Origin of the sequence: Bacteroides sp. AF20-13LB (genome assembly GCF_003603065.1) — a bacterium.
Taxonomy (GTDB): Bacteria; Bacteroidota; Bacteroidia; order Bacteroidales; family Bacteroidaceae; genus Bacteroides; species Bacteroides uniformis.
Window position 1 is genome coordinate 231,382 of sequence record NZ_QTMH01000001.1, and the last position, 12,831, is coordinate 244,212.

At 49.6% G+C, this 12,831-nt stretch carries 9 protein-coding genes; 8 read left to right on the top strand and 1 reads right to left on the bottom strand.

The window, feature by feature from the left end:
• The first annotated feature begins 2 nt into the window (after positions 1-2).
• From DWX62_RS00945 to DWX62_RS00980, 8 genes are all read left to right on the top strand, one after another.
• Complete coding sequence (locus tag DWX62_RS00945) at positions 3-1,322, top strand: SpoIID/LytB domain-containing protein (RefSeq protein ID WP_005834675.1); 1,320 nt, start codon at positions 3-5, stop codon at positions 1,320-1,322.
• A 27-nt stretch (positions 1,323-1,349) separates the two neighbouring features.
• A complete protein-coding gene (locus DWX62_RS00950) occupies positions 1,350-2,672 on the top strand; it encodes an MFS transporter (protein ID WP_005824972.1) in 1,323 nt (440 codons plus the stop codon).
• A 48-nt stretch (positions 2,673-2,720) separates the two neighbouring features.
• On the top strand, positions 2,721-3,962 hold the full coding sequence (locus tag DWX62_RS00955) for a DUF1343 domain-containing protein (protein ID WP_005834674.1): 1,242 nt from the start codon (positions 2,721-2,723) through the stop codon (positions 3,960-3,962).
• Between the two features lie 175 nt (positions 3,963-4,137).
• Positions 4,138-7,098, top strand: a complete 2,961-nt coding sequence (locus tag DWX62_RS00960) for an FAD-binding and (Fe-S)-binding domain-containing protein (RefSeq protein ID WP_120172526.1) — start codon at positions 4,138-4,140, stop codon at positions 7,096-7,098.
• 33 nt (positions 7,099-7,131) lie between these two features.
• Entirely contained in the window at positions 7,132-8,316 is a 1,185-nt protein-coding gene (locus tag DWX62_RS00965; protein ID WP_008662773.1) for a heparan-alpha-glucosaminide N-acetyltransferase domain-containing protein, read from the top strand.
• A gap of 129 nt (positions 8,317-8,445) precedes the next feature.
• Entirely contained in the window at positions 8,446-9,285 is an 840-nt protein-coding gene (locus DWX62_RS00970; protein ID WP_005824980.1) for a BadF/BadG/BcrA/BcrD ATPase family protein, read from the top strand.
• Positions 9,286-9,338: 53 nt separating this feature from the next.
• The gene (gene murQ / locus DWX62_RS00975) at positions 9,339-10,148 is read left to right on the top strand and encodes an N-acetylmuramic acid 6-phosphate etherase (RefSeq protein ID WP_005824981.1); all 810 of its coding nucleotides are present in this window, start codon (positions 9,339-9,341) and stop codon (positions 10,146-10,148) included.
• Positions 10,149-10,176: 28 nt separating this feature from the next.
• A complete protein-coding gene (locus tag DWX62_RS00980; protein ID WP_034532758.1) occupies positions 10,177-12,033 on the top strand; it encodes a serine hydrolase in 1,857 nt (618 codons plus the stop codon).
• A gap of 153 nt (positions 12,034-12,186) precedes the next feature.
• On the opposite strand, the gene DWX62_RS00985 is transcribed toward DWX62_RS00980, so the two are convergent.
• Positions 12,187-12,831 (bottom strand): FKBP-type peptidyl-prolyl cis-trans isomerase, encoded by a 645-nt coding sequence (locus DWX62_RS00985; RefSeq protein ID WP_008662765.1) that lies wholly within the window; start codon positions 12,829-12,831, stop codon positions 12,187-12,189.

Genomic DNA, 12,831 nt, shown 5'->3' on the forward strand with positions numbered 1-12,831 from the left:
TTATGAAAGAGCCCAAAGTACAAGTAGGCATTCTGTTTGAACCGCAGATAGAATTCGTTTTGCTGAATCCGTATCGCATGGACGGAACGGAAGTCAGCGGCAAGCAGGTAGTGACCTACGACGAAGGCAAGATTCTCTGGAATGGACGCCGGTATGACGAACTGCTGTTTGAACCGCAACACGAGCAGACCGATGCCTTCGAACTATTGGACGTTACCATCGGCATCAATTTCCATTGGGAGCGCAAGGAAGACCAGCGTTTTCTGGGTGCTCTCAAAATCATCGTTGAGAATGGAAAGCTCACCGGCATCAACGTCATCCATGTAGAAGATTATCTGACCAGCGTCATCTCCTCCGAGATGAGTGCCACCGCTTCTCTGGAGCTGCTCAAGGCACACGCTGTCATCTCCCGAAGCTGGCTACTGGCACAAATACAAAAGAATAAGGAAATCACCGAAGCCCAAGCTAACTACTCGGCCTTTACGCAGACCGACGAAGAGCTGATTCGCTGGTACGACCGAGAAGACCACACACGTTTCGATGTATGCGCCGACGACCATTGTCAACGCTACCAGGGCATTACACGTGCCTCTACCGATATTGTGAAACAAGCCATCTCCGCTACCCGCGGCCAGGTACTGACATCTGATGGTAAGATTTGCGACGCCCGTTTCTCCAAATGCTGCGGCGGTGCTTTCGAGGAGTTCCAATACTGCTGGGAAGACATCAAATACCCCTATCTTGCCCAACAACGAGACAGCAAAACGCACGCCACACTGCCCGATTTGACGCAGGAAGTCGAAGCGGACCGCTGGATTCGTACCTCCCCCGAAGCATTCTGCAACACCACCGACAAGAAAATCCTCTCGCAGGTACTCAATAACTATGACCAGGAGACTACGGACTTCTATCGCTGGAAAGTGGAATATACCCAGGAAGAGCTTTCAGCCCTCATTCTGAAACGTTCAGGCATTGACTACGGACAAATCATCGACCTTATCCCCATAGCCCGCGGAACCAGCGGACGCCTCTGGAAACTGAAGATTGTGGGAACCAAACGCACACTCACCATCGGCAAGGAACTGGAAATCCGCCGCACGCTCTCCACTTCACACCTCTACAGCTCTGCCTTCGTGGTAGACAAAGAGGAGTTGTCCGCCGAAGGCATTCCCGGACGCTTCATCCTCACCGGTGCCGGTTGGGGGCATGGTGTGGGACTTTGCCAAATAGGTGCAGCCGTGATGGGCGAGCAAGGGTATAAGTATGATGCAATACTGTTGCACTACTATATAGGTGCCAGCATTGACAAGCTGTATGAATAATCGAATAGAACACAATAAATCAATATCATGAACCATACAAAAAACATATCGCCATGGGCATGGGTACCCACCTTGTACTTTGCACAAGGCATTCCATATTTTATCGTAAACAACATCTCCGTGATGATGTTTACCAAAATGGGCGTACCGAACGGAGAAATGGCCTTGTTCACAAGCCTGCTCTATCTGCCATGGACTATCAAACCCTTCTGGAGCCCGTTTGTCGACATCATCAAGACCAAAAGATGGTGGACCCTTTCCATGCAGATTCTGATGTCTGTGGCATTCATCCTGCTGACGCTGTCCATTCCACGGCCGGACGAGGCGACTATGGCGGCCGGAACAACCCCCATCAGCATGTTCAGCATCACGCTGATGCTGTTCATCATCACGGCTTTTGCCTCTGCCACACACGACATTGCCGCCGACGGCTTCTACATGCTGGCACTGAAACAGAGTGACCAGGCAGCCTTCGTTGGCATCCGAAGCACGTTTTACCGGCTCGCCTCTATCTTCGGACAAGGCGTGCTCGTAGCCATTGCCGGCGCCATCGAACTGAGAACCGAAAACATTCCGCTGTCATGGACCATCACGATGCTGGTTACAGCCGTTCTGTTCAGCCTGGTGACGTTCTATCACCTCTTTGCAGTCCCCAAACCCACCTCAGATAAGTCAACACTGGCTGCCGATGCCGCCACTGCAGGAGCTATATTCAGAGAATTCGGACGAACATTCGCCACCTATTTTACCAAACCGGGCGCATTGCTGGCCATCGTGTTCATGTTGCTGTACCGCCTGCCTGAAGCATTCCTCATCAAAATGTGTATGCCTTTCCTGGTTGCCTCCAAAGAATCGGGAGGTCTGGAACTATCGACAGCAGAAGTAGGTATCGTATACGGCACCATCGGAGTCATATTCCTCACCCTGGGCGGTATCCTCGGAGGATTGTTCGCATCACGCATTGGCTTGAAAAAATCCATCTGGTGGATGGCAGGATGCATGACTCTGCCATGCCTGACGTTTGTCTATCTTGCCATTGCCCAGCCCGACAATCTGTTTGCTATCTCAACCGCCATCGCCATCGAGCAATTTGGCTACGGCTTCGGTTTCACGGCCTACATGCTCTACATGATGTACTTCTCCGAAGGTGAATTCAAAACATCCCACTATGCCATCTGTACCGCATTCATGGCACTAAGCATGATGATACCAGGTATGTTTGCGGGATATATCCAGGAGGCTATCGGATATACGGACTTCTTCTGGTTGGTAATGATATGCTGTTTCGCCACGGTTGTTGTCACCATTTTTGCAGACAGAAGGATAGACCCGGAATATGGAAAAAAATGATTAATGGTTAATGATTAATGTTTTGTGAGTAATATTTAGTGATTGGTTATGAAGAGGACTATTATTATATCCTTGCTCTGCCTCCTTTGCGGAGGTGCGATGCAAGCACAGAAGATCAGAATAAAGACCGGTATCGAGGTACTGAAAGAACAGAATTTCCGATGCCTGGAAGGTAAGCGTGTAGGATTGATTACCAACCCGACGGGGGTGGACAACCGGATGAGGTCCACCATTGACATCCTGCACGAGGCGCCCAACGTGAACCTTGTGGCACTCTACGGCCCCGAACACGGCGTGCGCGGCGATGTGCACGCAGGCGACCATGTGACGGACATCAAAGACGCGACTACCGGACTGCCCGTCTATTCGCTTTACGGAAAGACCCGCAAGGCCACGCCGGACATGCTGAAAGATGTGGATGTATTAGTGTATGATATCCAAGACATCGGTTGCCGTTCCTTTACCTACATCAGCACCATGGGACTGGCCATGGAAGCCGCTGCCGAAAACGGCAAGGAATTCATTGTGCTGGACCGGCCCAATCCCGTAGGCGGATTGAAGATTGAAGGCAACTTGGTTGAAGATGATTGCATTTCTTTTGTAAGCCAGTTTAAAATTCCGTACCTTTACGCCCTCACTTGCGGTGAGCTGGCACTGATGCTCAATGGCGAGAAGATGTTGAAGGATGGGGAACAATGTAATCTCCACATAGTGAAGATGAAAGGCTGGAAACGCAAGATGGATTATACCCAAACCGGACTGCAATGGGTTCCCTCCTCTCCACACATTCCACATCCTCATTCTGCATTCTTCTACCCCGTCAGCGGCATTCTGGGCGAACTAGGATATATGTCTATCGGCGTGGGGTATACCATTCCGTTCCAGATGTTTGCCGCACCATGGATGGAAGCGGAAAAGCTGGCCGGAAACCTGAACCGTCTGAACGTACCGGGGGTCATCTTCAGACCGATGTACCTAAAGCCGTTCTATAGTGTAGGCAAAGGCGAGTTGCTGCAAGGTGTGCAAGTGCACATCATGGATTTCGGCAAAGCACCGTTGAGCGACCTGCAATTCCTGGTCATGCAGGAAGTCGCCGCCCTCTATCCTGACCGTGCCGTGTTTGACCATGCCGACAAGGGACGTTTCAACATGTTCGACAAAGTAAGCGGTTCGCGGCAGATACGCGAGCGCTTCTCGAAACGGAACCGTTGGGAGGACATACGCGACTACTGGTATAAAGATGCCGAAGACTTCCGTAAGTTGTCGAAAAAGTATTATTTATATAAATAAATTTACAGATAAATAAGGAAGGGAAAAGAGCCTGATACGGAGACTATTTCAGTCGTATACAGAACCACATTCAGTCGTATACTTAAATATATTCAGTATACGACTGAATGTACCCCCTCGTAAGACACGTTTACAGAGCACTTTGAAGCGAAGTGATGCAATAAAAAAAGTGAACATGAAAGAGCATAGTTACATGGCTTTCCTGCAGGAAGCAAAACAATTCATTCCGCAGGAAAGGATTTACACCGACGAACTTCGCCGGCTGGCTTGGGGTACGGATGCCGGTTTTTACCGACTGATTCCCCAGATTGTAATCCGTTCGAAAGACGAAGATGAAGTTTCACAACTGTTGAAACTGGCGAGCCGCCACGGGCTGCCCGTCACCTTCCGAGCGGCAGGGACCAGTTTGTCGGGTCAAGCCATTAGCGACTCCATCCTCATCGTAGCCGGTAAGAATTGGGAAAAATACAGCATATCCGCCGACTACGAACAGATAACCCTCCAACCGGGCATCATCGGACAACGTGTGAACGAACTGTTGGCTCCCTACGGCCGTAAGTTTGCACCGGATCCCGCCTCGGTGAAAAGCGCCATGGTAGGCGGTATTGTCATGAACAATGCTTCCGGCATGAACTGCGGTACGCACGCCAATAGCGACAAGGTGCTTGTTTCCGCCCGTATCATCCTAATGGATGGTACCCTGCTGGATACCGGAAATCCCGTCAGCCGCGCCTCCTTCGAAGTGAGTCACCGTGACTTCATTCGCCGCATCTGCGAACTGCGCGATGAAATACGTACCAACGAAAAACTGGCCGAACGCATCCGATACAAATATTCCATCAAAAATGTAACCGGGCTCAATCTGCTGCCCTTCGTCCGTTTCGACGACCCATTCGAAATCATTGCCCACCTCATGGTAGGTTCCGAAGGTACACTGGCGTTCCTTTCGGAAGTGACGATGAAGACTGAATATGATTATCCCTACAAGGCCAGCGCTATGCTCTACTTCAAGACCATCAAAGAAGCGAGCCGCGCTGTGGTAGCCATGAAGAAGCTGGTCGACGAAACCGGCGAATGGACAGTAAAAGGGGCTGAAATGCTAGACTATAAGAGCCTTTCTTCCGTCAATGACCCCGTATTCCTAAAATACAAAGGCAAAGTTGCCTCCTCTGCCCTCCCCGGCGTGGAGCCCGGCGACGAAACCGGGTTGACAGCAGTGCTGACCGAAACCAAAGCCCGTACCCCGGAAGAACTGCAACAGAACATATCTGCCATTGAAGCTTGCCTGCAAGCCTTCACCACCTATATTCCGGTACGCTTCACCGACCGTCCGGAGGAATATTCCAAATACTGGGCCATCCGTTCCGGCATCTTCCCCTCTGTGGGAGGTACGCGCCAGCCGGGAACCACTTGCCTCATCGAAGACATCGCCTTCCACATTGAAGACCTTCCGGAGGCAACGGCAGAACTGCAACAGCTCATAGCCCGCCACGGATATAATGACGCCTGCATCTACGGCCATGCTCTCGAAGGCAACTACCACTTCATCATCAACCAGTCCTTCAGTACCCAAGCGGAAGTGAAACGCTACGAAGACTTGATGAATGACATCAAGACCTTGGTAGTAGATAAATATGACGGTTCCCTGAAAGCCGAGCATGGCACGGGCCGGAATATGGCTCCCTTTGTCTGCCATGAATGGGGAGATGACGCCTACAAAGCCATGAAAGCCGTCAAAGAGCTGTTTGACCCACAAGGATTGCTAAACCCCGGTGTCATTTTCAATGATGACCCGCAATGCCATATCAAGAACTTCAAGCCGCTGCCTTTATTAGTGATGAGTGACAAGAGACAAGCTACGTCACTCGTAGCTGACAAATGCATCGAGTGCGGTTTCTGCGAAGTCAACTGTCTCTCCTGCGGCTTTACCCTTTCCTCGCGCCAGCGTATCGTGTTGCAGCGCGAAATATCCCGGCTGAAACAAAGCGGCGAGGACCCGACACGCCTTGCACTGCTCGAAAAACAATACCGCTATCCCGGCAACCAGACTTGTGCCGGAGACGGCCTCTGCTCCATGTCGTGCCCGATGGGTATCAATACGGGCGACCTTACCCATATAATCCGCCAGGAAGCATTACCCAAAGGCAGTCTGGGATACAAAGCCGGAGACTTTGTCGCCAATCATTTCGCTGGTGTCAAGAGTGCACTGCGTCCCGTATTGTCCTTAGCCAACTTCGGACATTCACTATTAGGGACAAAGGCGATGAGCGGCATTACCAAGGGGCTGCACAATGCATTAGGCATACCTCTATGGACGCCGGCTATGCCGAAAAGTTATCAGTTACAAGCTACGGAGTTACAAGCTACAAGCACTATGCAGCATAATAGCGCAGCACTTGTAGCTCGTAGCTCTGTAACTCGTAACTACAAAGTCGTCTACTTCCCCAGCTGCATCAACCAGACTATGGGTCTGGCAAAGAAGTCTCCCGTAGAGCAGCCATTGGTAAATAAAATGGTGTCCTTGTTGCAAAAAGCCGGTTACGAAATCATCTTCCCGAAAGATATGGACAAGCTTTGCTGTGGCACCATTTGGGAAAGTAAAGGGATGCTGGACATTGCCGATCGCAAGACAGCCGAACTGGAGGCCGCACTTTGGGAAGCCAGCGAACAAGGCAAATACCCCGTCCTCTGTGACCAAAGCCCTTGTCTGCACCGCATGCGCGAATGTATCAAGAAGATGAAACTGTATGAACCTGCAGAATTCATCTATACATTCTTACGTGAGAAGCTGATTTTCACACCTATTAACCGCCCCGTAGCAATCCACATCACCTGCTCCATGCGGAAAATGGGACTGGCAGATACCATTATAGCCCTTGCACGCCTTTGCTCCAATAAAGTCATCGTGCCGGAAGAAGTAGGTTGCTGCGGTTTTGCCGGAGACCGGGGATTCACCTATCCTGAGCTGAACTCGTACGCCCTACGCAAACTCCGCCCGCAAATAGAAGCGTCCGGAGTGAATATAGGCTACTCTAACAGCCGTACTTGTGAAATCGGATTGACAACAAACTCAGGTATCCCCTATGTATCCATTGCCTATCTGGTAGACGAATGTACAAAGGCAGCTGATAATTAGGATTGATAATTAACTTAACACACAAATATTACAATGAACAGTACAAAAGTAAGTAAACGCATCCTTGCACTCGACATTCTCCGTGGTGTCACCATCGCAGGTATGATTATGGTAAACAACCCCGGTTCGTGGGGACATATCTATGCCCCCTTGCGGCATGCAGAGTGGAATGGTCTGACCCCCACCGACCTCGTCTTTCCCTTCTTCATGTTTATCATGGGAATTTCCACATACATTTCCCTGAAGAAATACAACTTCGAGTTCAGCCACGCCGCCGGCATGAAGATACTGAAACGCACCATCGTCATTTTCCTTATAGGCATGGCTATCGGCTGGTTCTCGCGTTTCTGCTATTACTGGGCCTCCGCTCCGGACGACCTCAGTTTCGGAGAGAAGCTATGGGCTTCCGTCTGGACATTCGACCGTATCCGTATTCTGGGTGTCATGCAACGGCTGGCCCTTTGCTACGGAGCAGCCTCCATCATTGCACTAACCATGAAGCATAAACATATACCTTATCTGATAGCCGGCCTATTGACAGGCTACTTCATACTGTTGATGTGCGGCAACGGTTTCGCCTATAATGAAACAAACATTCTTTCCGTGGTAGACCGTGCCATCCTGACCCCTGCACACATGTACAAGGATAACGGCATAGATCCCGAAGGTTTGTTAAGCACCATTCCTGCCATTGCACATGTGTTGCTGGGCTTCTGTGTAGGGCGGCTGATGCTGGATGGCAACAAGTCGGAAGACCGTGCCTCATTTCTCAATTCGCAGCTTATCACACTGTTGCTGGTAGGTGTTATCCTTACTTTCTCCGGTTTCCTGCTAAGCTACGGTTGCCCCATCAACAAGAAAATATGGTCTCCTACCTACGTACTCGTCACTTGCGGACTGGCATCCAGTTTTCTGGCATTGCTTATCTGGATTATTGATGTGAAAGGCTATAAGAAGTGGAGCATGTTTTTCGAGGCATTCGGTGTGAATCCGCTGTTCATGTATGTATTGGGCGGCGTACTTAGCATACTTTTCGGTAGTATCAGTTTCCCGTGGGGAAACAGCAGCATCAGCATACACGGATTCTTATACAATATAGTCCTCATGCCCGTTTTCGGTGAAACCGCCGGTTCCCTTGCCTTTGCCCTGCTGTTTATCGCCATTAACTGGTGTATCGGCTACCAGTTGTACAAACGAAAAATATATATCAAAATATAAGGATTAGGGGTTAGTGATTAAGGATTAGTGATTAATACGTTGCCTATAATTAAGAAACAGTATCACCTACCATTAATCACTAATCCTTAATCACTAACCCCTAATCCCTAATCATTAAACATTATTTATATGATTCTAATAGCAGACAGTGGCTCTACAAAGACCGATTGGTGTGTTGTAGAGAATGGAGTACTTCTCCAACAGATATTCACGAAAGGGACGAACCCTTTCTTTCAGTCGGAAGAGGAAATCAGTAATGAAATAGCAACAGCGCTATTACCTCAGCTGAAGACAAGTGAGCTGGATGCCGTATACTTTTATGGTGCAGGATGCGGATTTCCCGACAAGATAAGTATGGTGCACCGTGCCATAACCAAACACCTCAGTGTGAAAAATGAAGTGGAAGTCAATACCGATATGCTGGCTGCCGCACGTGGCCTCTGCGGACATGACTCAGGCATTGCCTGCATCATGGGGACCGGCTCCAACTCATGTTATTATGACGGAAAAAGCATTGTCACCAATGTATCTCCTCTGGGATTCATCTTGGGAGACGAAGGCAGCGGAGCCTGCTTGGGCAAACTGTTGGTAGGCGATATCTTGAAAAATCAGATGACACCCGAGCTGAAAGAGAAATTCCTCAAACAGTTCGACCTGACACCTGCTGATATCATCGACCGTGTCTACCGTAAACCTTTCCCCAACCGTTTCCTGGCAAGCTTGTCACCATTTCTTGCACAGAATCTGGGTGAACCTTGTGTACGCGCTCTGGTACTGAACAGCTTTAAGGCATTCCTTAAACGCAATGTCATGCAATATGAAGACTATCAGCATCAAAAAGTACATTTCATCGGTTCCGTAGCCTTCTATTACAAGGAAGTTCTGGCAGAAGCTGCCAAAGAAATGGGTATCCAACTGGGTGCAATCATCAAGAGCCCCATGGAAGGACTCATCAAATATCACAACTGAAAGTGACAAATCGTAAATAGTAAATAGTAAATCGTCAAATAGTAAATAGCCTTATGTTCGTAAAAATCTCAGAGCAACCATCGCTCTACAATGACTTGGAAAAGAAATCAGTCCGTGAAATTCTGGAAGACATCAATACCGAAGACCAGAAAGTGGCGCTTGCCGTACAGAGGGCAATCCCTCAAATAGAAAAGTTGGTAACCCAGATTGTGCCCCGCATGAAACAAGGCGGACGCATCTTCTACATGGGTGCGGGTACCAGTGGACGTCTGGGCGTACTCGACGCTTCGGAAATTCCACCGACTTTCGGTATGCCCCCCACGCTGGTTATCGGCTTGATTGCCGGTGGTGACACTGCATTGAGAAATCCGGTAGAGAATGCCGAAGATGACATTCACCGCGGTTGGGAAGAGTTGACGGAACGCAATATTACAGATAAGGATACGGTCATCGGTATTGCTGCATCCGGTACCACCCCCTACGTGATTGGTGCCATGCACGAGGCACGCGAACACGGCATACTGACCGGCTGTATCACCAGCAACCCGGACTCTCCAATGGCAGCAGAGGCAGATGTAGCCATCGAAATGATTGTAGGACCTGAATATGTGACGGGAAGCTCACGCATGAAATCGGGAACAGGACAGAAAATGATACTGAATATGATTACCACTTCCGTCATGATACAGTTGGGACGCGTGAAAGGCAACAAAATGGTGAATATGCAACTCAGTAACAAAAAGCTTGTGGACCGTGGTACCCGTATGATTGTAGAGGAACTCGGACTGGACTATGGCAAAGCCAAGGCGCTGCTGTTGATGCACGGTTCGGTGAAAAAGGCAGTGGATGCATACCGGATTTAGCTATTACTCACTCTTAAATTCCTTTATTATGAAAGCAATATATTTTTTTCTCTTTTCTCTTTGTCTGCAAGCTGCCACCGCGCAACCCTTGCAACGCGTAGCCCCTGAACAAGTGGGAATGGACTCACGCAAGTTGATGTATGCTGACGAAGCGATTGAAACAGCCATCTCCAACAAGGATATTCCCGGTGCCGTACTTGCTGTAGTACGTAACGGCAAGATGGCCTATCTGAAAGCTTACGGCAACAAGCGTATTTATCCCAATGTGGAGCCTATGACTGCCAATACTATCTTTGATATGGCATCTTGCAGCAAATCCATGTCGACCGCCGTATGTACGATGATACTGGCAGAACGCGGCAAGCTCCGTATGCTGGACCCCGTCAGCCTCTACATACCCCATTTCAAGAATTGGGAAAGCGAAGACGGCAAAGAGAAAAAGGTAATCCGCATTGCCGATTTGATGACACACACTTCCGGTCTTCCTCCCTATGCACCGGTAGCCGAGCTAGAAAAGCAGTACGGTTCTCCCAATCCCGATGGTCTCATAGAGTATATCGCTACTTGCAAACGCGACTTCAAGCCACAGACAGATTTCCAATACAGTTGCCTCAACTTCATCACCCTGCAACATATCATCGAGACAATAAGCGGCCAGAGCCTGCGTGACTTTGCCCGTGAAAACATATTCGATGTACTCGGCATGGAGCATACCGACTATCTGCCCTGCCAACGTGACAAGAATGGCAAATGGATAAATACAGCGGACGCAAACTGGGCAGGTATCACCAAAGGAGACTGGCACAATGCCATCGCGCCAACCGAAAAACAACCTGACGGGCAAGTCCTCTACGGACAAGTACACGACCCGCTGGCACGTATCATGAACGGAGGCATCAGCGGCAACGCCGGAGTATTCTCCTGTGCCGAAGATATTGCCGTGCTCTGCGCAACCCTGCAGAACGGAGGCGAATGGAACGGCCGCCGCATCCTGAGCCCGCTGGGCGTAAAAGCCATGCGTACCGTGCCACGCGCCACTGCCAGCCTGGGACGCACTCTCGGCTGGGACTGCTTCACAGCATATGCCTCCAACAACGGGGACTTGTTCGGCCCGAACACCTATAGCCATACCGGATATACGGGTACTTCCATCGTTATCGACCCGGACAATGACACTTCCGTCATACTGCTTATCAATGCCGTGCATCCGGAAGACGGGCATAGCGTGGTTCGTCTGCGTTCATTGGTTGCCAACGCTGTAGCCGCTTCTATCTGTCCCGTTCCACACGCCTATACAGACCACTATTACAAACGCTTCCTACAGTTTATGGATGAGCCTGCCATTACAAGCAAAGACATCGTCATGCTTGGCAACAGCCTGACTGAAGGCGGCGGTGACTGGTCGGCACGCCTCGGCAAGAAGAACGTACGCAACCGCGGCATTATCGGTGACGAAGTGATGGGTATCTATGACCGTCTGCACCAGATACTCCCCGGACATCCCGCCAAGCTGTTCCTGCTTATCGGAGTCAACGACATTTCCCACAATCTGACGTCGGATAGCATTGTAAGTATGATTCGTATGACAATAGAACGTATTCGGAAAGAATCTCCCGATACGAAACTCTACCTACAAAGCCTGCTTCCTTTCAACGAAAGTTTCGGCCGGTACAAAAGCCTGACCGGAAAAACCGATATGGTGCCCGAAGTCAATGCCCGCTTAGAAGCACTTGCCAAAGAAAAAGACATTGCCTATATCAACCTCTTCCCCTTGTTTACAGAGAAGGGAACGAATGTACTGCGTAGTGAACTGACCGGCGACGGACTACATTTGAACGAGGATGGATACAGGATTTGGGTAAAGGCCATCAAGAAGAAAATATAGAACGAACCGGCATCCGAGCGTCTGCCACCACCAGCAGGCAGAAGAAGACATACCCAACCCCCATTAAGCAAATTCCCCCTGCCATAGATGTCTATGGCAGGGGGAATTTGCTTAATGGGGCGTTTCGGCACACACCCTCTTTTATCTTTTATTTCATTCGGCAAAGCTAACCAGTTGCAAGTCAAACGTCAGCAGAGATCCTCCGGGGATTGTATTTGTAGAATAAGGAGCAGTATAATCATTTATACCATATCCGCTTTGATAAGGGATATACAACATCCACCGCTCACCCGTCCGCATAAGCTGCAAAGCAGCTGTCCAACCGGCAACGACACCCGAAACTTCAAAATCCACGAATGAATCAAAAGCCGTAGGTTCTTTTACCGGAGGAATAGGTATATCACGGTCAATAGCACTATAACCGTCAAAGCAACCGTCGAATTCTTCGCCGTTCACATAAGTCCCATAATAATAAGCATTCACCTTTGAATGATAACCCGTATACAACGGACGTTCACCCGTCTCATTCTTCACAAGCTTTTTGCAATAGACATACTGAGCGCCTTCAGAAGTGCTTGCAGTCGTCTGTATGGCATACAGTTTCCCGAGTTCCATAGCATCGGCCTGCTCTGCTGTGGCGACATAGTTATCGCCGGTCAGCCTTCTTATCGAGTCAACAAAAGCCTCGCCGCGCTCTCTCCAGTTATCATACTTTCCAGCCTCTTCCACTTCTTCACAAGAGATAAAAGCACCCACCAGCAACAGCAGGAAAGGCAAAAACAAAAGGGACTTTTTCAT